Annotated in this window: 27 protein-coding genes and 1 tRNA gene; 9 read left to right on the top strand and 19 right to left on the bottom strand. The window is 41.8% G+C overall.

Going from position 1 to position 24,531, the window contains the following annotated elements:
• Positions 1 to 370 precede the first annotated feature (370 nt).
• Positions 371 to 444, bottom strand: a tRNA-Arg gene (locus NXR94_RS07465).
• Positions 445 to 552: 108 nt separating this feature from the next.
• Here NXR94_RS07465 and NXR94_RS07460 point away from each other — a divergent pair.
• Complete coding sequence (locus tag NXR94_RS07460; RefSeq protein ID WP_258103973.1) at positions 553 to 1,248, top strand: PorT family protein; 696 nt, start codon at positions 553 to 555, stop codon at positions 1,246 to 1,248.
• Here the strand turns inward: NXR94_RS07460 and NXR94_RS07455 are convergent.
• Positions 1,245 to 1,814: a hypothetical protein gene (locus NXR94_RS07455; protein WP_258103972.1), complete on the bottom strand. Its 570-nt coding sequence runs from the start codon at positions 1,812 to 1,814 to the stop codon at positions 1,245 to 1,247. The genes NXR94_RS07460 and NXR94_RS07455 overlap by 4 nt on opposite strands.
• 49 nt (positions 1,815 to 1,863) lie before the next feature.
• Positions 1,864 to 3,300, bottom strand: a complete 1,437-nt coding sequence (gene rpoN / locus NXR94_RS07450; RefSeq protein ID WP_258103971.1) for an RNA polymerase factor sigma-54 — start codon at positions 3,298 to 3,300, stop codon at positions 1,864 to 1,866.
• A gap of 109 nt (positions 3,301 to 3,409) precedes the next feature.
• Between rpoN and asnS the strand changes: the two genes are divergently transcribed.
• Positions 3,410 to 4,858 carry an asparagine--tRNA ligase gene (asnS, locus tag NXR94_RS07445; RefSeq protein ID WP_258103970.1) on the top strand — a complete coding sequence of 483 codons (1,449 nt, stop codon included), beginning with the start codon at positions 3,410 to 3,412 and terminating at the stop codon, positions 4,856 to 4,858.
• 39 nt (positions 4,859 to 4,897) lie between these two features.
• Entirely contained in the window at positions 4,898 to 6,166 is a 1,269-nt protein-coding gene (locus NXR94_RS07440) for a replication-associated recombination protein A (protein ID WP_258103969.1), read from the top strand.
• Here the strand turns inward: NXR94_RS07440 and NXR94_RS07435 are convergent.
• From NXR94_RS07435 to NXR94_RS07420, 4 genes are read right to left on the bottom strand one after another with little or no spacing between them, the layout of a single operon-like run.
• A complete protein-coding gene (locus NXR94_RS07435; RefSeq protein WP_258103968.1) occupies positions 6,160 to 6,819 on the bottom strand; it encodes a DUF4230 domain-containing protein in 660 nt (219 codons plus the stop codon). The genes NXR94_RS07440 and NXR94_RS07435 overlap by 7 nt on opposite strands.
• A gap of 44 nt (positions 6,820 to 6,863) precedes the next feature.
• Positions 6,864 to 7,940, bottom strand: a complete 1,077-nt coding sequence (locus NXR94_RS07430; RefSeq protein ID WP_258103967.1) for a PP2C family protein-serine/threonine phosphatase — start codon at positions 7,938 to 7,940, stop codon at positions 6,864 to 6,866.
• An 8-nt stretch (positions 7,941 to 7,948) separates the two neighbouring features.
• Complete coding sequence (locus NXR94_RS07425; RefSeq protein ID WP_258103966.1) at positions 7,949 to 8,257, bottom strand: hypothetical protein; 309 nt, start codon at positions 8,255 to 8,257, stop codon at positions 7,949 to 7,951.
• A gap of 9 nt (positions 8,258 to 8,266) precedes the next feature.
• Positions 8,267 to 8,647 (bottom strand): hypothetical protein, encoded by a 381-nt coding sequence (locus tag NXR94_RS07420; protein ID WP_258103965.1) that lies wholly within the window; start codon positions 8,645 to 8,647, stop codon positions 8,267 to 8,269.
• 369 nt (positions 8,648 to 9,016) lie between these two features.
• On the opposite strand from NXR94_RS07420, the gene NXR94_RS07415 reads away from it, so the two are divergent.
• Together NXR94_RS07415 and NXR94_RS07410 are read left to right on the top strand one after the other, a co-directional pair.
• On the top strand, positions 9,017 to 10,717 hold the full coding sequence (locus NXR94_RS07415) for a sodium:alanine symporter family protein (RefSeq protein ID WP_258103964.1): 1,701 nt from the start codon (positions 9,017 to 9,019) through the stop codon (positions 10,715 to 10,717).
• Between the two features lie 111 nt (positions 10,718 to 10,828).
• Positions 10,829 to 12,304 (top strand): M28 family peptidase, encoded by a 1,476-nt coding sequence (locus NXR94_RS07410; protein ID WP_258103963.1) that lies wholly within the window; start codon positions 10,829 to 10,831, stop codon positions 12,302 to 12,304.
• On the opposite strand, the gene NXR94_RS07405 is transcribed toward NXR94_RS07410, so the two are convergent.
• Positions 12,305 to 13,237: a hydrogen peroxide-inducible genes activator gene (locus NXR94_RS07405; RefSeq protein ID WP_258103962.1), complete on the bottom strand. Its 933-nt coding sequence runs from the start codon at positions 13,235 to 13,237 to the stop codon at positions 12,305 to 12,307.
• A gap of 94 nt (positions 13,238 to 13,331) precedes the next feature.
• Here NXR94_RS07405 and NXR94_RS07400 point away from each other — a divergent pair, with 94 nt between their 5' ends.
• Together NXR94_RS07400 and NXR94_RS07395 are read left to right on the top strand one after the other, a co-directional pair.
• Positions 13,332 to 13,643, top strand: coding sequence for a co-chaperone YbbN (locus NXR94_RS07400; RefSeq protein WP_258103961.1), 312 nt, complete (start codon positions 13,332 to 13,334; stop codon positions 13,641 to 13,643).
• Complete coding sequence (locus tag NXR94_RS07395) at positions 13,624 to 13,881, top strand: DUF6952 family protein (RefSeq protein ID WP_258103960.1); 258 nt, start codon at positions 13,624 to 13,626, stop codon at positions 13,879 to 13,881. The genes NXR94_RS07400 and NXR94_RS07395 overlap by 20 nt, the downstream gene beginning before the upstream one ends.
• 86 nt (positions 13,882 to 13,967) lie before the next feature.
• Here NXR94_RS07395 and rny read toward each other — a convergent pair whose 3' ends face one another.
• The 8 genes from rny to rpsT form a co-directional block, all read right to left on the bottom strand.
• The gene (rny, locus tag NXR94_RS07390; RefSeq protein WP_258103959.1) at positions 13,968 to 15,533 is read right to left on the bottom strand and encodes a ribonuclease Y; all 1,566 of its coding nucleotides are present in this window, start codon (positions 15,531 to 15,533) and stop codon (positions 13,968 to 13,970) included.
• 80 nt (positions 15,534 to 15,613) lie between these two features.
• Complete coding sequence (locus tag NXR94_RS07385) at positions 15,614 to 15,898, bottom strand: cell division protein ZapA (RefSeq protein ID WP_258103958.1); 285 nt, start codon at positions 15,896 to 15,898, stop codon at positions 15,614 to 15,616.
• A 5-nt stretch (positions 15,899 to 15,903) separates the two neighbouring features.
• The gene (locus NXR94_RS07380) at positions 15,904 to 16,203 is read right to left on the bottom strand and encodes a hypothetical protein (protein ID WP_258103957.1); all 300 of its coding nucleotides are present in this window, start codon (positions 16,201 to 16,203) and stop codon (positions 15,904 to 15,906) included.
• Positions 16,204 to 18,603 carry a phenylalanine--tRNA ligase subunit beta gene (gene pheT, locus NXR94_RS07375; RefSeq protein ID WP_258103956.1) on the bottom strand — a complete coding sequence of 800 codons (2,400 nt, stop codon included), beginning with the start codon at positions 18,601 to 18,603 and terminating at the stop codon, positions 16,204 to 16,206.
• A gap of 101 nt (positions 18,604 to 18,704) precedes the next feature.
• Positions 18,705 to 19,307 carry a DUF1684 domain-containing protein gene (locus NXR94_RS07370; RefSeq protein WP_258103955.1) on the bottom strand — a complete coding sequence of 201 codons (603 nt, stop codon included), beginning with the start codon at positions 19,305 to 19,307 and terminating at the stop codon, positions 18,705 to 18,707.
• Positions 19,308 to 19,384: 77 nt separating this feature from the next.
• Positions 19,385 to 19,933, bottom strand: a complete 549-nt coding sequence (locus NXR94_RS07365; RefSeq protein WP_258103954.1) for a hypothetical protein — start codon at positions 19,931 to 19,933, stop codon at positions 19,385 to 19,387.
• 98 nt (positions 19,934 to 20,031) lie between these two features.
• Positions 20,032 to 20,730 carry a DNA repair protein RadC gene (gene radC, locus NXR94_RS07360; protein WP_258103953.1) on the bottom strand — a complete coding sequence of 233 codons (699 nt, stop codon included), beginning with the start codon at positions 20,728 to 20,730 and terminating at the stop codon, positions 20,032 to 20,034.
• A gap of 89 nt (positions 20,731 to 20,819) precedes the next feature.
• The gene (rpsT, locus tag NXR94_RS07355; RefSeq protein WP_258103951.1) at positions 20,820 to 21,071 is read right to left on the bottom strand and encodes a 30S ribosomal protein S20; all 252 of its coding nucleotides are present in this window, start codon (positions 21,069 to 21,071) and stop codon (positions 20,820 to 20,822) included.
• 122 nt (positions 21,072 to 21,193) lie between these two features.
• Here rpsT and NXR94_RS07350 point away from each other — a divergent pair, with 122 nt between their 5' ends.
• Positions 21,194 to 22,156 (top strand): zinc dependent phospholipase C family protein, encoded by a 963-nt coding sequence (locus NXR94_RS07350; protein ID WP_258103950.1) that lies wholly within the window; start codon positions 21,194 to 21,196, stop codon positions 22,154 to 22,156.
• 84 nt (positions 22,157 to 22,240) lie between these two features.
• Positions 22,241 to 22,726 (top strand): hypothetical protein, encoded by a 486-nt coding sequence (locus NXR94_RS07345; RefSeq protein ID WP_258103949.1) that lies wholly within the window; start codon positions 22,241 to 22,243, stop codon positions 22,724 to 22,726.
• Positions 22,727 to 22,805: 79 nt separating this feature from the next.
• On the opposite strand, the gene NXR94_RS07340 is transcribed toward NXR94_RS07345, so the two are convergent.
• From NXR94_RS07340 to NXR94_RS07330, 3 genes are read right to left on the bottom strand one after another with little or no spacing between them, the layout of a single operon-like run.
• Positions 22,806 to 23,411: a superoxide dismutase gene (locus NXR94_RS07340; RefSeq protein ID WP_258103948.1), complete on the bottom strand. Its 606-nt coding sequence runs from the start codon at positions 23,409 to 23,411 to the stop codon at positions 22,806 to 22,808.
• Between the two features lie 59 nt (positions 23,412 to 23,470).
• Complete coding sequence (locus NXR94_RS07335; protein WP_258103947.1) at positions 23,471 to 23,932, bottom strand: nucleoside deaminase; 462 nt, start codon at positions 23,930 to 23,932, stop codon at positions 23,471 to 23,473.
• A complete protein-coding gene (locus NXR94_RS07330; RefSeq protein WP_258103946.1) occupies positions 23,929 to 24,501 on the bottom strand; it encodes a hypothetical protein in 573 nt (190 codons plus the stop codon). The genes NXR94_RS07335 and NXR94_RS07330 overlap by 4 nt, the downstream gene beginning before the upstream one ends.
• Positions 24,502 to 24,531 lie beyond the last annotated feature (30 nt).

Below are 24,531 nucleotides of genomic sequence, written 5' to 3'. Positions count from 1 at the left end.
TTTCAGCGATCCTTTGTTATCCGAATTCCGAAAGAAAAATCTGTTTGCACCCGTTTTCATTTTTCAGGCTAATCTGGAATGAATTCCGATTGCTCCAAAAAACGAAAACCCATCGCCTTCGCAATGGTTTTTTTCTTTCATAGTGACCTCCGCAGGATTCAAACGCGGGCGGCCAGCCCTGCAACCGGGGTTGCGGTTTGCTGAATATTGTTGATCATCAGGATTGCTTTCAGCGATCCTTTGTTATCCGAATTCCGAAAGAAAAATCTGTTTGCACCCGTTTTCATTTTTCAGGCTAATCTGGAATGAATTCCGATTGCTCCAAAAAACGAAAACCCATCGCCTTCGCAATGGGTTTTTTCTTTCATAGTGACCTCCGCAGGATTCAAACCTGCAACCTCTTGAGCCGTAATCAAGTGCTCTATTCAGTTGAGCTAGGAGGCCTTTCGAATTTCGAAGCACAAAGTTAGTAATTTGAATAGAAAGATTGCGTTATTCCTTTGTGATTTAAAATTGATTTTATCTTTGCTGCGAATCGGAAAAATGAAAAACATGAATAGAATCTGTGGGATTGTAATACTGATGTTGTTTGTAACGTTAAGCGCCTCTGCTCAAAACCCTGTGAATTCAAAACCTGACCAGCCGGATTTGGAGGGTGACCTGATGTTGGACTTTGGATTTAACTACTGGTCATCGAAGCCATCACAACTACCAATGAAGACCCTTGGATCCAATTCTGTCGGCATCTATTACAACCGTAGGTTGAGAATCTCTGATAGAATTTCTTTCTATCCTGCGGCCGGATTCACTTTTGATAAATATGCATTCAACGGGGATTATGCCTGGGTGAGAAATGGGGGTACGGTTTCTTTGGACTCCATTGGACTTACTTATGATAAGAATAAGTTGGTTGTGGGTTACTTTGAAATTCCGGTTGAATTTAGAATTCATCCTTTGAAAACTGAAAAGGGAGAAGGCTGGTTTATCGGCGTTGGCGGTGTAGCCGGATTGAAAATAGGCGCACATACCAAAACAAAATATTCCCTGGGCGGAGATGATTATAAGGAAAAACTTTACGGTCAGTTTGATCTAAAGAACTACCGCTATGGACTTCAATTCAGATTTGGGTTTAGAGGTATTCATCTTTTCTACAAGATGTATATGAGTGAAGTATTTAATACTACACCTGACCCTAACGGGAAAAAACCAATGGCTGGTACCCTTGGAATAAGCGTAAGCGGATTCTAAACAAAGAAATTGGTGCACAGGTAGCATAGTAGAAATCCTGTTATGCTACCTGACCATACCTCAATGGAAGTGTGTCTGTTAAGATACAAACGGGAGGTAGAGGTAAGTCCGGCGATAATGATCACTCCACATAATGCCGGTATGATGGAAGTATCTAAAAACTTCTGTCCCACAGAAGTGAAAATCCCAGCCAATCCCCAAATGGCTGCTGCGTGAATGCTGATCTTGTATTTCAGGCTAACCAGTCCAAGCACCACAATTAATACCGTGGAGATAATCATCACGTTGATGATGGAAGATGATATCTGTAGTTTCTGATGGAAAATATAGGCTGTTGCCCCATAGAAACATGCAATACTGAAAAAAGGTAATATGCGTTCTTCCCGGTTTGATAATTCCAGGCTACTTATCCTTTTAGATAACTTTAATATCAACACGCTTAGAGCCGGTATCAAAAATGTAGTAGCGAACAATGCGCCAATAAAGTGAGGTATCGCATCATAGGGTATCGGGCTGAACATGGATGGGCATACCCAATAGAATAGTATCCCCGTGTATGTTGCCATAAGCAAGGGGTGAAATACTATGGATATGGAGGTCATGAATTGCCTCAACTCAGAGCTGTTTTCTGAGACGTGCGACAGGAATATTTAATTGCTCACGGTATTTAGCAACAGTTCTTCTCGCGATATTGTAGCCTTCAGCGCGAAGAAGTTTTTCCAGTTTATCATCAGACAAAGGCTTTTCTTTGCTTTCCTTATCAATAAACTCCTTCAGCTTGTTCTTTACTTCCCGGCTACTTACATCTTCGCCGGAGTCAGTAGCAATTCCTTCAGAGAAGAAATATTTCAATGGATAAATACCGAATTCTGTCTGTATACTTTTACTGTTAGCAACTCGCGATACGGTAGAGATATCCATGCCAATCTTCTCGGCGATATCCTTGAGGATCATCGGCTTTAGTTGGCTTTCATCTCCTTCCTGAAAATAGTCGTATTGGAAGTTGATGATCGCTTGCATGGTGTTGAGCAGTGTTTGTTGGCGTTGCTTGATCGCATCTATAAACCACTTGGCCGAGTCTAGCTTTTGTTTGATAAAAGTGACCGTCTCCTTGAGTTTTTTATCCTTTTTATCACTCTTATCATAGGCATGAAGCATTTCTGAATACGACCTACTAACGTTAAGTAGTGGTGCGTTTCTTGAGTTGAGCGTTAACTCAAGCTTGCCGTTATTGTTGGTGAGCAGAAAGTCCGGAATGAGGTATTGGGTCTTGACAATTTCATCACCAACTCCGCCCGGTTTAGGATTGAGTTTCGTGATTGAAGCAATAGCTTCTTTCAGAAGCTCCTCGTCTTCAATATTGAGCTTTCGAGCTATTTTATCGTAATGCTTTTTGGAGAATTCATCGAAGCATCTCTCTACGATCTGCTTTGCAACTTTCACCTCCTGATGACTCTCATCTTTACGTTCCAATTGCAACATTAGACATTCCTGAAGATTACGAGCACCAATTCCTGCAGGATCGAAACCTTGTATTTTGTAAAGGACATTTTCCAGCTCTTCCGCATCAGTATCCACACCCTGAGAAAAAGCCAGATCATTGACGATGGCTTCCAATTCTCGTCTGATGTATCCATCAGCATCAATACTTCCGATCAGTTGTTTTCCAAGGATGCGTTCACGATCCGTCATTCTCACATAGCCCAGCTGTGAGATGAGCTGTTCATGTAACGTGGCGCCAACAGATATTGGCATTTCCTTATCCTCATCAGGGCTATTGCCATCTCCCTGCATTTTATATCCGGAATAATCATCGTGCAGATACTCCTCAATGTCATCCAGAGAGTCGTTCTCGTATTCACTGTCAAAATCCTCGGTTTCGCTATCCGGTTCTTTCTCCTCCGGCCCTTCTTCCAATGCCGGATTACTCTCCAATTCCTCCTCAATTCTCGCTTCCAGCTCAGCCGTAGGCACCTGGAGCAGTTTGATAAATTGAATCTGCTGCGGCGATAATTTCTGTGAAAGTGACTGTGTTAATCCTAGTTTCTGCATGCTCTAATTCGCTCAAATCAAAAATATCATAATTATGCTATTCTTTGATTAAAACCTCAAAATATCGTTGTTTTGCGCTACCCTTTTAAGACGTAAATAACATTAGGCTGTGAAAGAAAAACGCACGAAAATCAAAGAGGTTTTGTCATCTGATCTAATTGGACAAAAGCTCATGGTAATGGGATGGGTTAGAACCAAAAGAGAAAGCAAAAGTGTAGCTTTTATAGCACTTAATGACGGCTCCACGATCCATAATTTACAAGTTGTGGCCAATGCAGAAAGCTTTGAGGAGTCAACCTTGAAGAAAATCACCACCGGAGCAAGCCTTGGGGTTTTTGGGGAAATTGTTCCTTCTCAAGGTGCCGGGCAGGCATTTGAGTTGCAGGCGGAGAGCATAGAAGTTTATGGCGAGGCAGATCCGGATAAGTATCCTTTACAGCCTAAAAGACATAGCCTGGAGTTTTTGCGGGAGATCGCTCATTTACGTCCGCGAACGAATACTTTCAGTGCTATAATGAGAGTGCGGCATTCCTTGGCATTTGCGATTCACCAATTTTTCAATGAAAAAGGGTTTAGCTATATCAATACCCCGATCATTACGTCATCCGACGCTGAAGGAGCAGGGGAAACCTTTCACGTGACCAACTTTGATTTGGATCAAGTGCCAAAAACAGAAGATGGGCAGGTGGACTATAAGCAAGATTTTTTTGAGAAGGAAGCTAACCTGACCGTATCAGGGCAGCTTGAAGGGGAATTGGCAGCAATGGCACTTTCTGAGATATACACTTTCGGCCCAACTTTCCGGGCTGAAAACTCTAACACTACTCGACACCTTGCTGAGTTTTGGATGATTGAGCCGGAGATGGCATTTTATGATCTTCAGGATAATATGAATCTGGCTGAAGAGATGTTGAAATACCTGGTGCAGTATGCGCTGGATCATTGTGCCGATGACCTACAGTTTCTGGATAAGCGTGCTGCTGACGAGGAGAAAAACAAGCCGCAGAATGAACGAAATGAGCTATCGCTAATCGAAAGGTTGAGATTCGTCCTGGAGAATGAGTTTGAGCGAGTAAGCTATACCGAAGCAATAGAAATCCTAAAGCGATCCAAGCCTAATCAAAAGAAGAAGTTTCAGTATTTGATCGAGGAATGGGGCGCAGACCTTCAGTCTGAACATGAGAGATACCTTGTTGAGAAACATTTCAAAAAACCAGTGATCCTTTACAACTACCCTAAGGATATAAAGGCATTCTACATGCGTCAGAATGATGATGGTAAGACCGTCGGTGCGATGGATATCCTTTTTCCGGGTATTGGAGAGATCATTGGAGGTTCTCAAAGAGAGGAGCGTTTGGATAACCTGATCACCCGAATGAAGGAAATGGATATTCCCGTTGAGGAAATGCAATGGTACCTTGATACAAGGAGGTATGGAGCGGTGCCTCATAGTGGGTATGGCTTAGGTTTTGAACGGATGATCCTGTTCGTGACGGGTATGGGTAACATCAGGGATGTGATCCCATTTCCGCGTACTCCTGGTAACTGCGAATTTTAAGGAAATATGACAGTGATCCTGTCATCAAAATAGACTTTTATGTTTCAAGACCACTCACCACTAGCCGAGCGGATGAGGCCTACGAGCCTTGAAGACCTGATAGGTCAGGAGCATTTGGTGGGTGAAGGAGGAATCCTGAGAAGGTCAGTAGATTCCGGACGTGTGCCTTCCATGATATTATGGGGTCCACCGGGAACAGGAAAAACCACTCTAGCCAATATTATTGCCAATCAGGTTAAGGTTCCCTTCCATACCCTGAGTGCGATCAGTAGCGGTGTGAAGGATGTTCGCGAGGTGATCAACGGCATTCGGCCCGGAAGTAAAGCCATTCTATTTATTGATGAAATACACCGATTCAATAAGTCTCAGCAGGATGCGTTGCTGGGCGCGGTTGAAAAGGGAACAATCACTTTGATTGGAGCAACAACTGAAAACCCAAGTTTTGAAGTCAATGCGGCGTTGTTGTCCAGATGTCAGGTTTACACCTTAAATCATTTGGATAAGACCCATCTCAGGAAGATCATTGATAAGGCCATTGAGGAAGATCTTGAGATGAAAAAACTCTCGATTGAACTTAACGAAACAGAAGCTTTATTCAATCTTTCAGGGGGTGATGCGCGTAAACTGCTCAACTTGCTTGAGTTGGTGGTGAAATCAGAAAATAAGGATGAGATCTCTCTGACGGACGAGATGGTAATAGCAGTTGCTCAGCGAAAGACGGTCCTTTATGACAAAAAAGGAGAGATGCACTACGACATTATCTCCGCGTTTATCAAGTCCATTCGAGGCAGCGATCCGAACGCTGCGGTGTATTATCTCGCCAGAATGATCGAAGGTGGTGAAGATGTGAAATTCATTGCTCGCCGGTTATTGATCCTTGCATCTGAGGATATTGGCAATGCCAATCCAACTGCGCTTGTTATGGCCAATGCAGCCTTTCAGGCGGTTAACGTGATCGGTTACCCCGAAGCCCGGATCATATTATCTCAATGCGTGACATATCTTGCGAGCTCCCCTAAAAGTAATGCGAGCTATGAGGCGATTAATAAGGCTCAATCAGAGGTAGTGAGATCAGGAGACCTCCCTGTTCCAATGGCGATCCGAAATGCGCCTACCAAATTGATGAAAGATCAGGGGTATGGAAAAGGTTATAAGTATGCCCACGCTTATGAGGGGAATTTTGCTAATATGGAATTTCTTCCGGATGAGCTAGCTGGAACAACCTATTATGATCCCGGTAAAAATGCCCGCGAAGAAGAGTTGAGAAAGTTTTTGAGAGCCAGGTGGAAGGAAAAGTACGGCTACTGACTTTCTACTGATTCTAATCTTGTTGCCATATCGAAGTTGATTATTACGGGCATTCCTGATACGTTTTCAAACAAGGGTTTTAAAATCAGAATGGCATTGGACCTGGATTGCTCTATAATGCCCATATCCATGGCTGATTTTTTTACATCAGCTTCCGCAAGCCTGTAAAGTTCCTCCATGAATTCTTTTTGTTGATCCAGAATACTCCGGATTTCCAGGTCGTAAAGTCGTGATTTTTCCAGATCAATTTTAAAGTTGCATAGTTCTGGTTGAGGAAGGGTGATGTAGAGTGTGTCCTCAATCAGGAGAATATCTGATTTAGATACTTTAGTAAGGTCGATACAGCCTGTGGCGCTTCCCTGACTGATGAGAACACCTTTTGCATCTTCTATTAGGGGATTTTTGAGCTGGAAAAGCTTCAGGTCAATATAGCCCGGGACCTTTTTTAGTTCGGTAATTTGTTGAAGATTGTATTGGACTACCTCGAGTTTTCCAATTTTTTCTACACTTTGGAGAAGGGTGTTTTGGTGGATTTCTGTGCTTTGAAAGGCCTTTTTTATACCCAGTTTTTCACTGATCAGTAAATAGGAAAGAAGCCCAACGCACAATAGCCATGGAAATAATTTAAGGAAGAGTTTGGTTAACCCAATCATAGTTCCAAACTAATGGCTAATAACACTAAATCAAAATCCCGAAGCTACACGGTCAGGATGAGCATAGTCTGATCATCGAGTTGCTCTGTTTTTCCTCTGAAGCTGTTAAAATCCTTCAAAAAGGTGCTTAAAGTATTTTGAGGATGAGTATTTGTCACTATTTGCTGAAGGCCTTTCAAGCCCATCCTTTTTTCATCCTTTGCATCGAACTGATCCAGGATTCCATCCGAGTAGATGAATATTTGGTCACCCTCCTTCAGCTGAATTTGCTCCTCTGTGACTTTCCCGGTAATTATATTGGTTTTTCTGGAACGATAACTATTTACTTCATCACCGCTTTTCAATGTCATGTTGACGCCCGATCCGGAGTAGGTAAGGATATTGGTTCGTTTGTCCAAAAGGAGTACACCTAACTCGACATCAAACGTATCCAGAATCTCCTCTTCCATAAGCTCCTTCATCTGATGGTGAAATTCTACCAGGGCATCTTTTAGTGAGGTGGGAGGTAACCTGAAAAATTGTTTTAGCAAGGTCATTACCGACATAGCGATCATGGCACCCAAAGAGCCATGCCCCGTACAGTCACCAAGTGCTACCAAACTTTTATATTGATAATCCCGACACCAGTAGAAATCACCGCCAGGTTCTTCGAAAGGCTTGAAATAGAGTTCGGCATTTGAATAATTTCTTTTAAACTGATCAAGAGACTGATACAATGAATGGTGTATGATGGCATGGTCCTCCTTAAGGGAAGTGTCAAGATCATCACTGGAGGGCGGGCTTACTTGAACAGTTGCTGCTGCCTTTGGTTCGGTTTCTTCCTTCTCTTTTAAATCTTCTTCAGGAATCAGGTCTCCCTCTAAACCAAGCCTGACTTTAGAGGTAAGGACAGGGTAATCTTTATTGTTTCCTTCAATAAAACGGATGTGATCTCCTTTTTTGAGGAAGTATATAAAAGATGAATGATCAAACTCTATGGTCATCGATTTGAGACCTTGAGTTTTCATCTTTTTACAGCAGACTTCTACAATTGCACTATGGGCCTTGTCTTCGCGATTAACGAAAAACTCCACAGACTGGTGGTCGTAACTAAAAGATCCAAGAAGATTGACTGATGGCATAATGTGCCTCAAATCGGTTTAATAGCTGCTGTTCTTATTTCGTTCGAAATCCGTTTGCTGATGTTCTTGAGTATACCAATGTTACTACTGGCTTTGACTTCACTTATAGAAAGGAATAATTTATCCGTGATTTTAGTGATGACATAGTATTTATCCTCACTTTCCAGTTGTAACTCTGATATAGACTTTAAAAACGGTAGCCCGGACAAAAAAGGATGATCATTAAACTCATCCTCTTCAACAAGCTCAACATTACCTGAAGGTAAATGCTGAGCCTGTAAAGTATCCAAGATTTCTCCAAAGCGATCTTTGGACATGTCTTAGTTTTAATCTAGTGTCGACTGTACGTCTTTGGCAATACCGAGCATTACTTTTCTAATAAGCCCCATATTAGATGCTGATTTATCAGCCGCCATGTAGATAATGAATTTTTCATTATCTGTAGGCTGAATCACATGGATTTGAGAAGTGAGCTCGATAATCATGATATCGATCTTTTCCTTCTGCATACCCATTGCATTCTTCGCTTTGATTTTCGCTTTGATTACTTCTGCGTTGTAAGCGCTTGCTGCATCAAGATCAAATTTAGTGTCTACAACAAGTGATCCGTGAGATAATCCGGAAGCAATTTCAACTGCTGAAATTGCCTTTAGTCCTCCGAGTTCCGCCTTTGCTTCTTCGAAGACTTCGCTAGCTGTTTTAGCCATGGTTCTTAATTTTAATTTGGTTGAAAATAAATGTGGTATTATAAAAATGAAAATTTCATTTATAACGTGGCAATAAATTACCACTTTGTCATAGCTGTAAGTAATATATTGAACAACAGGTTATATTCCAAATAGCGTAAATGTGTATTTGTGAAATTTATAACAAACTGAATTTAATAAGATAATATTTCAATATTTCTGGTTAACTGCTGGGTATAATACAGGGAACAGGGAGATATATTGTTGATTTAATAAAAAGTGAAAACTTAATATCACTCCGCTTAAAAAAACAGGACTCCGCTGATATGTTGACATGAACTCAATCCATTTATTTTAGTTAGTTTTTCGGTTTGAAAAATAGCCATACATATGAGGGAACTTAATGAGTTGTTAAATCTGGTTGATAGTTACATCGGAGGATCATCCTGGTTTGTTTATTTATTGCTTGGAACAGGCCTTTTTTTCACCATTTATTTAGGGTTTCCTCAATTCCGTTATTTCCGTCATGCATTTAAAATTGTCACCGGAAAATTTGATCGTAAAGGAGATCAGGGAGATGCCAGTCACTTCCAGGCATTAACCACAGCTTTATCCGGTACTGTTGGGACAGGAAATATTGGAGGTGTAGCATTAGCCATTCACCTCGGCGGTCCAGCTGCTCTGTTTTGGATGTTAGTGACGGCCTTTTTTGGGATGACTACCAAATTTGTGGAGGTTACCCTCTCACACAAGTACCGGGAGGTTTCCGATGATGGGTCCATTGCCGGTGGGCCAATGTATTACATGAAGAACCGTCTGGACATCACTTTAAAAGATGGAAGAAAAGTGAAGACAGGTCTTTGGCTTGGTGGATTGTTTGCAGTGGCGACCATTGGTTCTTCATTTGGTACAGGGAGCCTTCCCCAGATTAATAATATCGCCAATTCTGTTTTTACTACATTCGGTGTTGATCAAATCATCACCGGAGGTGTTTTAGCCGTTTTGCTAGCGCTTGTAATTCTTGGTGGAATTAAGAGAATTGTTAAAGTAACAGAGAAACTGGTTCCTTTTATGGCGGTTGTCTATTTCGTGGGAGCCCTATCGGTAATACTTTATAACTACGATAATATTATTCCATCCTTTCTTTCAATCTTTTCGCACGTGTTTACCGGTAGTGCGGCTATGGGAGGTTTTTTGGGTGCTAATCTGGCTTTTGCATTCAATAGGGGTGTCAACCGAGGCCTGTTTTCCAATGAGGCAGGACAAGGGTCTGCACCCATTGCTCATGCCGCGGCTCGAGCTCATGAGCCGGTGTCAGAAGGAATGGTGGCCATACTGGAGCCATTTATTGATACCATCATAATTTGTACAATTACCGGGTTGGTATTGCTTTCGTCCGGTGCCTGGGTAACTAAATATGAAAACGAATTTCAATATGCTGACATACTCGTATTGGAACATCAATACGACGAGTCCAACCCGGACCATGTTAAAAAGGTTAGGGGCTTTTTACTTGAAGAAGGAGAGGAGAGCTTTTACAACGGAGATCTGGAGGTAGTGAACGGGGTGATTGTCGAAAGCCCAACGATCATTGTGGCCAGATCCTTTGCAGAAAATATCAAGGTGTCAAAAGGCGGTGAGCCTTTTACAGGAAAGGTGGCCGTCATCAATGGAGCTATCGCAGGTGATAACCCTGACCTCGTTTTTACTGGAAAATCTTTGTTGCATAGCGCGCCATTGACAACTGTCGCTTTCAATGCCGGATTTTTTGGTGATTATGGAAAGTATATTGTTTCTATTGGACTAATCATGTTTGCTTTTTCAACGGCGATCTCATGGTCCTACTATGGAGATAGAGCAACGACCTATCTCTTCGGCTCGAAATATGTGATTGTGTACCGAATCATCTACGTGATCGGCTTCTTCTTTGCAGCATTTGCAGATACTACGATTGTTTGGACCTTTGCCAATATCACCATTGCTTTGATGACCATACCTAACCTTATCGGAATACTTCTGCTTCAAAAGGAAATGAAAACTACCGTAAAAGACTACTGGTCTGATTTCAAGGAGAGTTGGGGTGATAAATAGAAGAATTTCTCCGAATTGACCTTTTAAAACATAGATATTCCAATGAAGGATTATCCTGATGGGTAAGGTGCATAATGGCCTTATTTTTATCAAAAAACTCATATTTCAAGAATGAAGACATTTTTATATACTGCTATCATCCTACTGGTACAAATAGGTTTTGCTCAGAAAAAACTGGCCAAACAGATTAATAAGGAAGTAAAGAAGGAAGACTACCAATCTTACGTTTACTTTTTGGCTTCTGATGAGATGCGTGGAAGAAATACCGGAACGCAGGAAAATGAAATTGCCGCCCGGTTTATCGCGGAGCAGTTCAGGTCCTTTGGCGTCAAGCCGGTCCCAGGTACTGAGAATTATTTTCAGCCGGTCTACCTGCAAAAGTCTAAAGCGCCTCGAGAGGCGTCAGTCATTCTTGGTGACTCTGTCTTTAATTTATGGAAGGACATGATTTTTGTGTCTACCAGCAATGTGGATCTCAAAGCAGAAATGATGTTTGTGGAGTATGGGTTTGAGGAAGACCTGGAGGGAAAAGATGTTGAAGGGAAGATCTTAATAGCCAAGGCGGGAAACGGAGATCCCTCCAAAGGGTCATACAAATTCTCATTGCAAAAATCAGCTTTGGCGAGAGAGAGAGGTGCTCTGGGTCTTATTGAGTTGTATCGACCTTCTCGTATTCCATGGAAATTAATCGTTAACTATTTATCAGGAGACCAGTTTGCATTGGATCATGGTCAGCAGTCAAAGCCCTTCCCTTCAGGATGGCTGGTAGATGAAAGTGGCGATTTGCTGAGCTATTTTAAGTCCAAAGACGGTGAGGAGATTACCCTGAAGCTTTCAGGTTCCGGGAATGAAAAAGTGATCGCTCCAAATGTGGTGGCCTATATTGAGGGAACCGATCCTGAATTAAAAGATGATTATATCCTGATATCGGCCCATTTGGATCATGTGGGGGTGAAGAATGTCGTAGGAGGAGAAGATTCGATATGGAACGGTGCCAGGGACAATGGCATCGGCATCGCGAATATGATCAATACTGCAAAATACTTTGCAAAGCATCCGGCTAAAAGGTCTATTCTGTTTTTGGCGTGTAATGCAGAAGAAGTCGGTTTGTTGGGAAGTCAGTGGTATGCCGAACATCCTTTGATCCCACTTGAAAAAACAGTGTTCAATTTAAATACTGATACAGGAGGGTATGATGATATCAGTAAAGTGACCATCGTAGGTTTTAACAGAACATCAGTGACCCCGTACCTTGTGGAAGGGGCAGATATGTTTGGACTGGAGGCTATTGATGACATGTTTCCTGAGGAAAATTTCTATGACCGATCTGATAACGTAAGCTTTGCTGCTAAGGGTGTCCCGGCGGTCTCCTATGGACCAGGTGTGGTAGAAATGGGAGCCGCAATTACGGATTATTATCATCAGCCTACCGATGAGCCTCAAACACTGGACTATGATTACCTCATAAAATTCTCCAAAGCTTATATCTACACGTTAAACAAAATCGCTAACACCAATGATGTGTTGTGGTGGACTCCGGGAGATAAATATGAGGAAGATGGCAAGAAGCTCTATGGTAAGAATTAATTAGCTGACCTCCAGGCCTGGATCTACCACCTCAAGGTTTTCTTTGCTGAGCATATGTTTGGGTACATTTTGTTGAATGTAGGTTTTTAATACCTTGATGTAGCGCTCTTTATCAGGAATGGTTCGTGTGATCAAACCAATTTCGCGAGCCTTTCTTTCAATAGGCCTAATATTGGATGCCTGATCTTCTGTCAGGCTGATGGTTGTAAGCTCAGGAAGTATGGTATAACCACCATGGTTATCGACCATGCGGATGAGTGAATCTATGGAATTGCAGCGATATACTACAGGTTTACTTTCTCTCAGTCCTTTGATCTTGCAAAAGTCATTTACCTGATCTCTAAAGCAGTTACCTTCTTCAAGAAGCCAAAGATCTTCATGATTGATGTCATTGACATTCAGGATAGCTCCGTCCAGGTCTGTAGAGGAATAGAAATAGAATTTCTCATAGAAAAGCGGATCAGAGAGGATGCCATGAGCTTGAATGGGGGTTGATATGATCCCCACATCCAAATCTCCGGATCTAACTTGCTGAATGACCTTTTGAGTAATCAGCTCGGTAATATCGAGTTTATAGTTTGGGTAGTCGAGGCTAAGTGATTGACTGAATAAAGGAACCAGGAAGGGTGAGAGCGTTGGAATAATTCCCACTCTCAACTCACCGGAATAGTCACTGGAAAGATGCTGTGAAAAGTCCTTTAACTTATGCGTACTCGTGATTATTTCTTCAGCCCTCACAAGGAATTGATGACCATCTTCTGTCGCTATGATGGGGTTTGATGATCGATCAAACAATCTTATTCCGATTTCGTTTTCTAGTTTCTGAATTTGTGAGCTAAGGGCTGGTTGTGATAGCGAGAGTTTTTGAGCGGACTTGCTAAAACTTCCATATTTTTGAATGGCTAAGGCATATTCAAGCTGCGCGAAGGTCATAAGAAAAAGTTATAAGAAGATAAAAATACTATATAGCTTCTAATTCAAATTTGCATTCAAGAAGAAATTACAACTTAAATAAAAGACTAAGGATATGATTGAACTTGCGGAAGATAACCTACAAGACATTGTTGACAGTACACCTAAGGTAATGGTGCAATATGGAGCTACGTGGTGTGGCAATTGTAAACTGGTGAAGCCGAAATTTAAAAGAATGGCTGGGGAGAATGAGGATATCAAGTTCATCTATGTAGATGCTGAAAAGCTTCCTCAATCAAGATCACTTGCTGAAGTCAAGAATCTACCTACTTTCGCCGGTTTTGTGAACGGACAGTTGGTGTCTCAGTCAGCAGGAAACAAAGTTGAAGTGATAACTAAAGTATTGGATGAAGTTACCAGTAATTAAACACATCGTTGAGTTTGTAGATCAAAACGACGAGGATTGGGTGATCGAAACAATTGAGTTATTGGAGCACCTGGCTGATTCTCCGGCGTTGAAAGATGAGGAGCTGGATGTGTTGGGAGAACTGCTTTCCAACCTTTATGGAGCACTAGAAGTGAGTAAAGAGGTTAAGAATGGAACTCCACAGAAGGAGGCGCTCAATGGCTTTATGAAAAGAGTTATGGGCTCAATAGACTCGTAATTCTTCAAACAATACAAAAAGCCCAGACATCCGGGCTTTTTGTATGCTATTGTCAGTTGATTTCTAAACTCAACCGGTACATCAAATTACTTGGCAAATGCTACCGCTCTGGTCTCCCGAATCACAGTGACCTTAATCTGACCCGGATATTGCATTTCCTTTTCAATCTTCTGTGAGATATTGAAAGAGATCTCGCTGGCACGTTTATCAGAGACATGCTCTGCGTCAACAAGTACTCTTAGCTCTCTACCAGCCTGAATGGCATAGCATTTATTTACACCATCGAAGCTAAGTGCAACACTCTCCAGCTCTTTGAGCCTTTTCAGGTATTGCTCCATGATCTCTCGACGTGCTCCAGGACGGCTACCGGAAATGGCATCACATGCCTGTATGATTGGAGAGATCATCGAGGTCATCTCGATCTCATCATGGTGGGCTCCAATGGCATTACATACTTCAGCACTTTCCTTGAACTTCTTAGCGAGCTCCATGCCGATAATAGCGTGTGGCTTATCCGGTTCATCAGGGTAGACTTTACCAATATCGTGCAACAGCCCGGCTCTTTTCGCCAGTTTGGCATTCAGCCCAAGTTCCGAAGCTAACGTGCCACAAAGTTTGGCAACCTCTCTTGAGTGCTGGAGAAGATTCTGTCCGTAGGAGGAGCGGAATCTCATTCTGCCAACATACTTAATGAGCTCAGGGTGAAGTCCGTGAATGCCAAGATCAATAACTGTTCGTTCTCCTATCTCGACAATTTCCTCTTCGATATTTTTACTGGTCTTGCCCACAATCTCTTCAATTCGGGCAGGGTGGATCCTGCCGTCCTGAACAAGTCTGTGAAGGGATAGCCTGGCAATCTCTCTTCTTACCGGATCGAATCCTGAAATGATAATTGCTTCAGGTGTGTCATCTACGATGATCTCAACACCAGTGGCAGCTTCAAGGGCACGTATATTTCTTCCTTCACGCCCAATGATCTTCCCTTTGATGTCGTCACTTTCAATGTTGAAAACGGAGACACAGTTCTCGATGGCATGTTCAGTGGCCGTACGTTGGATCGTTTGAAGCACAATCTTTTTAGCCTCTTTAGTGGCTGTGAGTTTGGCTTCCTCAATAATGTCCTTAATGTGCGCTGAAGCATCTGTGCGGGCCTCATCTTTCAGGGTTTCGATAAGCTGATTTTTGGCTTCCTCGGCTGTCAGATTTGACACCTTTTCAAGGATCGCGATTTGCTGATTTTTCAGCTTTTCATATTCCTCTTTTCTTGATTTGACTACCTCCATTTGAGCTTGAAGGTTTTCTTTCATTGAGTCAAGTTCAGCTTCTGCTCGCTTGTTCTGCTCAATTTGTTTGGAGAGGTTGGACTCCCTTTGCTTGAGCTTGTTTTCGTTGTTGATGATTTGGTTTTTCTTACGATTAGCCTCTTCATCAAATTCCGTTTTAAGTTTTAGAAACTTCTCTTTCGCTTCTAATATCCTGTCCTTTTTGATACTTTCAGCGGTGACCTCCGCCTCTTTCAGGATAAGCTTTTTTTGCTCCTCCGCCTCTTCCAGGTTCTTCTTCAAAATCTTTTTTAGAAGAACGCGATCGATACCTACACCCAGTATGATACCGATTATGCCTAATACGGCATATATGATTACATCATCCATTTGTTTATGTATATATATTGATAGTCAGCGAGTGGAGCTAACTCAATGATGGATGTCTACAGAAAGGAAAAGATTTTGTATTACGTTGCGTCGACAATTAGCTGATTAATCGTGCGAATTTGGTTGAGTGCGAACTCATCCGTGGTTTCAATGGTTTCATCACTTTTCATCTTATCCACGAGAAAATCAAACGCAACCATTGCCAACAGGTCCTGATAATCATCAATACCAAACTGATCCTTATAGGATCTGATTTTTTCATTGATCATTTTTCCTGCCCGCCTAATGCGTTCTTCATCTTCGGCTTTCACCTTCATGGGATACTCGCGATTCCCAATCTTCAGCTTTATTGATAATTCTGCCATTCGGTTTATGCTTCACCCAAATGAGCTATACATTTATCTATTTCCTTGATGTAGCCCTCGATCACTGTCTTCAATTCATTTGAAGTCTTCCCCTCGGCTAACATGCTATCTACAAGTCTACTAATTTTCGCTTGATTTTGAAAGTTTGTCAAATGCCCATTTTGGGCGCTCAGTTGACTTTTCAAATCTTCGTTGGCTTTTTTTAGTTGCTGAATTTCAGATTTCAGTGCGGAATGCTCACTAAGCAAAAGTTTGACCCTTCTTTCAAGTTGACTTAACTCCGTTCTTAGTGTTTCGTTTCCCATTTACTTTCTGATTAATGCACCAATATTTGTTTCAAAAGCTCTGATTAGGTTATTCATCGTTTTGTCGATCACCTTGTCGCTCAGAGTTTGCTCTTTGTCCTGCAGGTAAAAACTAATAGCATAAGATTTTTTGCCAGCATCCAACTTGTCTCCCTTGTAGACAGAAAAAACATTAAGACGATTTAACAATTTTTTTTCAAACTTAAAAGCTAATTGCTTGATCTCCTTATAACTAACGCCCTCATCGATCACCAAAGACAGGTCCCTGCGAACTTCCGGGTATTTTGATAGCGGTGAGAATTCATATTGCGTTTTTGCCCCTTTGATCAGTTTTTTCCAAAGTAATTCAGCATAGAACACTTCCTGATCTATATCAAAATATCCGGTCAACTTGTTATGAAGCTTACCAATCTTGCCAATAACTGCATTGTTATAAGTGACTGTCAGGCCATATGAATAATTTTCGTCGATTAGTTCTTCAAAAGTGGGCTCGTCCATTTTCAGGGAACTGAATACAGAAAGAACAGTTTGCATCAAGTCATAAAAAGTGATTGGATTAGCACTTTTATTCCACGATGCCTCGTTACTCTCACCGGTCAGGTAAAAACTAAGCAGCTCTGTTTCCTTGTAGGTGTCAGCTTTCTGATAGGTTTTAGAAAACTCAAAAAACCTGAGGTTCTTCTGTCTTCTGTTGATATTGTGTCGTAGTGATTCCAAACCCGTGTAAATAGGTGTGGTCTTCATGTAGCCGAGCTCTTCGCTGGACTTATTAAGAATTTCAACCGGATTTTCGCCAACTGGTATTTTATGGAAGTATTCCGGATTGGTAAGAGAGTTGGTTTGGATTTCCGAGTATCCCGATCCTGCCAGATATTGAGAAACATTTTCCTGAAGCTTGTAAGGTTCTTTCTCATTGAAATGAGCCATATATCCTGCAGAGAGCGTTTCCTCTAGCGGGATATTGTTGAACCCATATATTCTAAGAACTTCCTCGACAAGGTCAGCCTCTCTCGTTACTTCGCTTCTGTAGGCCGGAACCACAGCCGTGAAGCCTTCTTCTGTCATTTCAACTGTCTCAATATCTAATCCGTTCAGAATTTCAAGAATGCGTCCGTTAGGAATCTCTTCACCAATCAATCGATGAAAATTATGGAAAGTAGTTGGAATTTTTACTTTCTCGACTCTTGATGGATAGATGTCAGTATAGTCCGACGCCAGATACCCACCGGCATATTCTAATATGAGGGTGGTGGCCATATCAAGTGCCTGGATGGTGATCTCTGGATCTGTTCCACGCTCAAATCGGAAGGAGGCATCTGTTGAAAGGCTATGTCTCATCGCCGTAGCACGAACCCAGTCGGCAGAGAAATAGGCGCTCTCCAGGAAGATGTCCGTGGTAGAGTCTTTTACGCCTGAATCCACTCCTCCAAATACGCCAGCAATGCACATTCCACCTTTATCATTACAGATCATCAGGTCCTTTTCATGCAGCGTTCTTTCGACCTCGTCCAGCGTTTTGAACTTAGTGCCGGACGAAAGCGTACCCACGGTGATCTTTTCACCAGTCACATCTGCATCAAAAGCATGCATGGGTTGCCCCAAAGACATCATCACGTAATTGGTGATATCCACAATATTATTAATTGGAGAAAGACCTACCGCACGTAGTCTCCACTGAAGCCAGTCAGGTGAAGGACCAACCTTCACTCCTCTGATGGTTGCTCCGGAATATCTCGGGCAGGCTTCTGTGTTCTCTACAGAAACTTCAATTGGTCGATCAATCTTTTTTTCAGGAGTCTTAAAGTCCGTCTCAATTAATGGACGATTAAAGTAGGCACGTAAATCCCGTGCGGCCCCTAAATGCCCCGTCGCATCTCCACGGTTAGGTGTTAAGCCGATTTCGAATACGAAGTCTTTTCCAGTATCAAATAACTCTTTAATCGAGGTTCCATTAGGTTTGTCCGTATTCAGCACTAATAAACCATCGTGACTTGCGCCCATGCCGATCTCATCCTCAGCACAGAGCATACCCTCAGATACTTCGCCCCTGATTTTTGATTTTTTGATTTTGAAGGGTTCCCCGGAAGACGGATAGATCATGGTGTTTACTGTGGCCACAATCACTTTTTGGCCGGTGGCTACATTTGGTGCTCCGCATACTATTGGAAGTGGCTCTCCATTACCGACATCAACCCTGGTCAATTTAAGCTTGTCCGCATTTGGGTGTTGCTCGCAGGTAAGGACTTCTCCCACCACAAGCCCCTCAAGCCCACCTTTAATTTTTTCAACTTCATCTATGCTTTCAACCTCTAAACCTGTTTGGGTAAGAATGCTGCCAATTTTTTCAGGGGTTTCATCTATTTGAATGAAATCTTTTAACCAGTTGTAAGAGATTTTCATGGATATTGATTCAGTTTAATAGGTGAGTGATCATATTGTACCTCACCTGTGATTTGTGTTAGTCGGCAAAAATATTAAAGTGGGGTTACTTGCCCTAGCAATTAATGTTTATAATCCATTTCCCCAGCCTCTATTCCAATGGGCAGGATGTTTTCTGCAGGTGGAATTGGGCAAGAGTAACCGGTGGTATAAGCGCAGTATGGATTATAGGCCATATTGAAATCAATAGTTATGTTGTCCGACTTTCCAATTTCAAGGTCAATGTACCTGCCCCCACCATAGGTTGAGGCACCACTGGTTTCGTCTGCAAAACCCAGGAAGTAATGTTCATCAGCTCCAAAACCAGTGGGCTTCAGAATGAGTAATTGATGAGCCTCGCCTTGTAGTTTAAATTTTGCATAGGCGAATTTTATGAAGCTCTTGGTAACTCCATCGCTTGTTTGAAGAATTACTCGTTCGGTTTTCGAGAAACGTTCCAAATTGGCTCGCACTCTGTAGTCAGTTGAGACAGGAAAGTATTTTGGTTCTTCAAAGGGCACATCAAACCTGTTGAAGGGGCTGTCATCAGCTGTTTTGAGATAGGTAATTTGCTCTTGTCGTCTGGCCTGGATTTGATTAATATAATCCTCAGACGAGCCGCTAAGCATTGAGTACCCAATGATGACTATAACGATTGGAATGACCAGGTAAAGAATTTTTTTCATGGTTGATTAATGCGAAACTTTCAGGTTTCGGAATTTAATAAACCATAAAATTACTCCTGCTTGTTCGCTTATCCTATTCAGTTGTCAAAGGGCTTCCGGATATAATGATTGCATAATGGGATGAAGTGAAACATGGAGGGCTGAGCCAGTCTCTCATTGGGGTGGTCAATTAATGTTTCTTCATCATGGCTTTTAGTTGACATCCTGGCTAAAAACCGGTCGCATTGTGTAAGTTCCTGGAGTATTATATTGGAAGGCTCTAGATGAAAGATTTCATTGAGTGTGGTTTTGTATCTTTTATAATATCGGTCATGCAATTTTAAGTGGGACATTGAATCAAAATACAATTCAAAGACTTCCTGATCCCCTTGCCCAGTCAATAATTTTTGGGCAAGTGAATCAGTGTAGTTATTTCCTGTCAGAAGACACCATACCTTTAGAATTGGCTTGTTCATATTTTTTTCAGAAAAATACAACAAGTCTGTTCTGTACATGGAGGAAACCAACAAAGCCTGGTTGAGTGTCATAGCTTCAATGAGGGACCGGAATTGATGCGCGCTGTGGTTTTTAAACCGAAAGGAAGGGGCATGCCAACCTTGAGCGCTTATGTAGCGGAGATTTTTCATCGTAGGGGTGTTAATGTCAGATAGAATTTACTGAATTTATTATAAGTTATTATTATGATCTATAATAAATATTGATCAGTCATGGAGTCTGCTGATGGCTAGAGCAGCGACTCATCCGCGAAGCTTAAATAGCCATTATCGGTGAAAATAATGTGATCGAGTACGGGAATGTCCATGGTTGCTCCAGCTTCTTTGATTTTCCTCGTAAGGCTCAAATCAGCCTGACTTGGTTTGAGGTTGCCAGAAGGATGGTTATGAATCAGGATGATGCTACTGGCCATTTCTTCCAGGGCGCTTTTAAGAATTATCCTGACATCCACAAAGGTGCCTGAAATGCCTCCGGCACTGATCCGCTTTTTCTTAATGATTTCATTGTTTCGCTTTAAAAGGAGTATCCAGAACTCCTCGTGCCTCAAATCCAAAAGCTCCGGACGAATGTATTCATAAACATCTCTGGATTGTTGAATGGTTGGTTTTGCAGTTGGGGTTTCACTCTTTCGTCTTCTGCCAAGCTCTAATGCGCTGACAATTGAGATGGCCTTAGCTTCACCAATGCCCTTAAATTTTATAAGGTCTTTTACCGAAAGTTTGGCCAGCTTGTTCAGGTTATTTTCTGTGGCGTGCAAGATTATCTTGGCGACATCTACTGCGCTGAGCGTTTTTGTACCTGATCCAATTAGAATGCCAATGAGCTCGGCATCGGAGAGGGAGGCTTTTCCCTTAAGTAGGAGTTTTTCTCTGGGGCGATCTTCTTCTGCCCAGTGTTTGATGGAGAAGTTGTCTGACGTTAATTCCATTATGTGTAAAAATGAATTAAATCAGGCAATAAAAAAACCCTGTCCAGTAAAATGAACAGGGTCAGTATATTTTAATACCGCAGTCTAACTTAAAGCGCGTTTACTTTTTGAGTAAGCTTTGATTTAATGTTTGATGCTTTATTCGCGTGAATGATGTTTTTCTTAGCCAGCTTATCAAGCATGCTAGAAACTTGAGGCAATAGCTTTTCAGCTTCAGCTTTATCTGTAGTTTCTTTTAGTCTCTTGATATACGTTCTGGTTGTTTTGTGCTGATACTTATTCAACACACGTTTAGCATCGTTTGAACGAATTCTCTTTAATGCGGATTTATGATTTGCCATGAGCTTTTAAATTCTTCTATCCTGTAAAAGGAGTGCAAAGATAGAATAATTGTGGATAAAACAAAAAAGAATAAATAAACCTTATGTAAAAATATTGAATAGAATTTGATCAATTTTCAAGGATGAAATTGAAAAAGGTATTTTCAGTCTTTCTATTGGTCGTGGTCTCTGTTGGGGTTAGTGGTTGGGGCTTCTTTGCTCATAAGAAAATCAACCGTTTGGCAGTCTTTACCCTTCCTGTGGAAATGGTAGGTTTTTACAAACGAAATATTGCTTATCTCTCAGAAAAGGCAGTAAACCCTGATATGCGGAGATATGTGGTCAAGGAGGAGGCTTGTCGACATTACATTGATCTGGATAAGTATGGAGATAGCGCAGCGAATAGACTTCCCCGTTATTTTAAGGAGGCGGTTGCAAGTCTAACATTGGATACTATGCAGTTGTATGGGATGGTACCCTGGCATATTGATAGGGTTCAATATCGGTTGACTCAAGCTTTTTTGACACAAGATGCAGAGGCGGTTCTTCGTTTGTCGGCAGACCTTGGACATTATATAGGTGATGCGAATGTGCCGCTTCATACGACCTCCAATTACAATGGGCAAAAAACCGGTCAGGATGGGATTCATGGATTTTGGGAATCAAGACTACCAGAGTTGTTTTTTGAGGATTATGATTTTTTCGTTGGAAAGGCTGAGTACGTTCATAATACACAGCTTCGTTCCTGGGAGGCTGTGAAGGAAGCTCATGCAGCACTGGATTCCGTATTGTTAATGGAGAAATTGCTCACAGAAAAATTTCCCGACTCTAAGAAATACAGCTTTGAAGCGAGGGGGGCATCAACGGTACGAGTTTATTCATTTGATTTTTCCAGGAAATATCATGATATGCTAAACGGCATGGTTGAGCGTCAGATGAGAAAGGCTGTAAAAATGACCGGTGACTTTTGGTATACCGCCTGGGTAGACGGAGGACAGCCTCGAATCAATGATTGGGGGGTAAGGCTTGATACTCTTATTGAAAGCAATATGATGAAAGCGGAAATATTACATAGAAGTCACGAGAGTGGGGAGATAATTGAGTGAAACATTCATTTTTTTGGGCTAAAAATTGGATTGTTACATCTGAAAACGTTAACTTATTCTATTATTATCAATTACCAACCAGAAATGACAGTAAAAATTGAGACATTTTTAATGATATGTCTTGCTTTTCTCATTTCCCACAATCTATATTCGCAACAGCAGAATGTTTCAGAAAGCGAAATTGACTTTAGTGTGATCAAGTGGCACTACCACGAGTACCCAAAGTCATCAAATGTAGTATGGAACATTTTTGTGTCACCTGAGAAGGAAACCGTTTATAGAGCTTCTTTTGAGTTTAAGGGGAGAGAAATGACGGCATGTTATGACGAGTCAGGAGAATTGCTGACAGAGTATGAGCACCTTGATGACGAATTACCCATCTCCATTCAGTATTATCTGGAGGGGGAGTATCGAAAGTACAAGGTTATTTCCTTCGTGAAGCAGACAGATTTCTCTACCCAGGATATCTGGTATACGCTTCAGGTGAAAACGAAGGATCAGGGAGAACAGCAGATTGAACTGGACAAAAATCTGATTCCTTTTAAAACAGAATTGCTTACCAGATTCTAACAAACAACTAACAACTTACCTAAAATGAAAAGGCCGACCTGAATCTCAGGTCGGCCTTTTTCGTTGTGGAATTTCATGATTACTTGCCAGCGCTATAAAGCTTGCTTACCTCATCCCAATTGATGACATTGAAGAAAGCAGAGATATAGTCAGGTCTTCTGTTTTGGTAGTTTAGGTAGTAGGCATGTTCCCATACGTCCAATCCAAGGATAGGCGAGCCGCCACAACCAATTCCTGGCATTAATGGGTTGTCCTGATTTGCAGAGGAGCAAACCTCAACTTTACCTCCCTTTTGAACACACAACCATGCCCATCCAGAACCAAACCTTGTTGCTGCGGCATCACTGAAGGCAGTTTTAAATCCTTCGAAGCTTCCGAAGGCCTCATCAATTGCAGCAGCTAATTCGCCAGATGGAGTGCCACCACCATTTGGACTCATGATAGTCCAGAATAAGGAGTGGTTCCAGTGACCCCCACCATTATTTCTTACAGCAGGTATGTCGCTGTGTTCTTTTACAATCTCGTCGATGCTTTTCCCAGCCATCTCAGTGCCTTCAATTGCACCATTTAGTTTTGTGATGTAAGCATTGTGGTGCTTGCCATGGTGGATTTCCATGGTAGCTTTATCGATATGTGGTTCAAGTGCATCGTGAGCATATGGTAATGCTGGTAATTCAAATGACATAATGTTAAGTATTTAGGTGTTAAAAATTCAACTATAATTCGAATATAGAACATTCGTGTTTAGGAATCGTTCCCGCGCATCTTACGAAAAAAAGATTTTACAAGCTCAGAACATTCCTGCTCCATGATGCCGTTCATAATCTCCGTTTTCGGGTGCAGGATATTTTCGGATAATCTTTGATAGCCGCGAGATTCATCACGCGCACCGAAGACCACCTTTTTTATTTGACTCCAATAGAGCGCTCCACCACACATGACACAAGGCTCCAGTGTCACGTAAAGAGTGCATTCATCCAGGTATTTCGATCCCAAAAAGTTTTGAGCAGCAGTAATGGCCAACATTTCAGCATGGGCGGTCACATCATTGAGTTTTTGAACCTGGTTGTAGGCTTTAGCGATGACCCGGTTTTGACAAACTACCACGGCACCTACCGGGATTTCACCATCTTCGAATGCCTTTTCCGCTTCGAAAAAAGCCAGCTTCATGAAATGGTCATCACTATATATGCTTAGATCACTCATTCTTTAATGCGAATGCTTTGCATGATCTCGTTAGCAGGTTGTTGCCATTTTGCTCTACCGGTAGCCCCACAGGTGAAATTGAACAGGAGTACATTTCCTTGATGAAGGGTGTACATAATATATGAGTACTTACTTACGGCTTTATTAAGGCTGCCGAACGTACTTTCTTCATCGTCGATTCGAGAAACAAATTCGAGTACAGCAAAATCCCTACCTGAGATGTTAATAATGTCGTCCTGTATAAACTTAACTTCAGTGAATAGATTGAGTACATTGGCCTTGTAAAAATCTTTCAGGATGGTCAGATCATTTCCCGCCCAGGGGCTGCTGTTTTTGTTGATGCCAAAATCTACTGTTCTATCCTCGCTTGTGAACATGGCTAAGGGGGTTCGATAGGACATGTATTTATTGATCATTTCCGCTTCGGTCATTGGGATAAAGGACTCAGGCATTTTCAGGGAAATCTCATCATTGACCTTAAGCCTGATCATGTCTACCTGAGCGGAAGCCTTACAAATCAAAAAAAGAGAAAGAAAACTAACTACACTAACTGTCAGGGTACGCCTCATCGCTGATTGTTTTATTTTCGTTTCAAAGCT

The sequence above is a fragment of the Marinoscillum sp. MHG1-6 genome, from assembly GCF_024714475.1.
GTDB lineage: Bacteria > Bacteroidota > Bacteroidia > Cytophagales > Cyclobacteriaceae > JAMZMI01.
This window is presented reverse-complemented; position numbering and strand designations above follow the sequence as displayed.

Bases quoted from the DNA above. Each gene is read 5' to 3' on its own strand.
- NXR94_RS07395 (WP_258103960.1), top strand. From the start codon at position 13,624: ATGAAGTTACCAGTAATTAAACACATCGTTGAGTTTGTAGATCAAAAC.
- NXR94_RS07345 (WP_258103949.1), top strand. From the start codon at position 22,241: ATGACAGTAAAAATTGAGACATTTTTAATGATATGTCTTGCTTTTCTC.
- NXR94_RS07380 (WP_258103957.1), bottom strand. From the start codon at position 16,203: ATGGGAAACGAAACACTAAGAACGGAGTTAAGTCAACTTGAAAGAAGG.
- NXR94_RS07460 (WP_258103973.1), top strand. From the start codon at position 553: ATGAATAGAATCTGTGGGATTGTAATACTGATGTTGTTTGTAACGTTA.
- NXR94_RS07385 (WP_258103958.1), bottom strand. From the start codon at position 15,898: ATGGCAGAATTATCAATAAAGCTGAAGATTGGGAATCGCGAGTATCCC.
- NXR94_RS07350 (WP_258103950.1), top strand. From the start codon at position 21,194: ATGAAATTGAAAAAGGTATTTTCAGTCTTTCTATTGGTCGTGGTCTCT.
- NXR94_RS07440 (WP_258103969.1), top strand. From the start codon at position 4,898: ATGTTTCAAGACCACTCACCACTAGCCGAGCGGATGAGGCCTACGAGC.
- NXR94_RS07420 (WP_258103965.1), bottom strand. From the start codon at position 8,647: ATGGCTAAAACAGCTAGCGAAGTCTTCGAAGAAGCAAAGGCGGAACTC.
- radC (WP_258103953.1), bottom strand. From the start codon at position 20,730: ATGGAATTAACGTCAGACAACTTCTCCATCAAACACTGGGCAGAAGAA.
- rny (WP_258103959.1), bottom strand. From the start codon at position 15,533: ATGGATGATGTAATCATATATGCCGTATTAGGCATAATCGGTATCATA.
- rpsT (WP_258103951.1), bottom strand. From the start codon at position 21,071: ATGGCAAATCATAAATCCGCATTAAAGAGAATTCGTTCAAACGATGCT.
- pheT (WP_258103956.1), bottom strand. From the start codon at position 18,603: ATGAAAATCTCTTACAACTGGTTAAAAGATTTCATTCAAATAGATGAA.
- NXR94_RS07400 (WP_258103961.1), top strand. From the start codon at position 13,332: ATGATTGAACTTGCGGAAGATAACCTACAAGACATTGTTGACAGTACA.
- NXR94_RS07330 (WP_258103946.1), bottom strand. From the start codon at position 24,501: ATGAGGCGTACCCTGACAGTTAGTGTAGTTAGTTTTCTTTCTCTTTTT.
- rpoN (WP_258103971.1), bottom strand. From the start codon at position 3,300: ATGCAGAAACTAGGATTAACACAGTCACTTTCACAGAAATTATCGCCG.
- NXR94_RS07405 (WP_258103962.1), bottom strand. From the start codon at position 13,237: ATGACCTTCGCGCAGCTTGAATATGCCTTAGCCATTCAAAAATATGGA.
- NXR94_RS07340 (WP_258103948.1), bottom strand. From the start codon at position 23,411: ATGTCATTTGAATTACCAGCATTACCATATGCTCACGATGCACTTGAA.
- NXR94_RS07435 (WP_258103968.1), bottom strand. From the start codon at position 6,819: ATGATTGGGTTAACCAAACTCTTCCTTAAATTATTTCCATGGCTATTG.
- NXR94_RS07370 (WP_258103955.1), bottom strand. From the start codon at position 19,307: ATGAAAAAAATTCTTTACCTGGTCATTCCAATCGTTATAGTCATCATT.
- NXR94_RS07335 (WP_258103947.1), bottom strand. From the start codon at position 23,932: ATGAGTGATCTAAGCATATATAGTGATGACCATTTCATGAAGCTGGCT.
- NXR94_RS07455 (WP_258103972.1), bottom strand. From the start codon at position 1,814: ATGGCAACATACACGGGGATACTATTCTATTGGGTATGCCCATCCATG.
- NXR94_RS07365 (WP_258103954.1), bottom strand. From the start codon at position 19,933: ATGAAAAATCTCCGCTACATAAGCGCTCAAGGTTGGCATGCCCCTTCC.
- NXR94_RS07410 (WP_258103963.1), top strand. From the start codon at position 10,829: ATGAAGACATTTTTATATACTGCTATCATCCTACTGGTACAAATAGGT.
- NXR94_RS07430 (WP_258103967.1), bottom strand. From the start codon at position 7,940: ATGCCATCAGTCAATCTTCTTGGATCTTTTAGTTACGACCACCAGTCT.
- NXR94_RS07425 (WP_258103966.1), bottom strand. From the start codon at position 8,257: ATGTCCAAAGATCGCTTTGGAGAAATCTTGGATACTTTACAGGCTCAG.
- NXR94_RS07415 (WP_258103964.1), top strand. From the start codon at position 9,017: ATGAGGGAACTTAATGAGTTGTTAAATCTGGTTGATAGTTACATCGGA.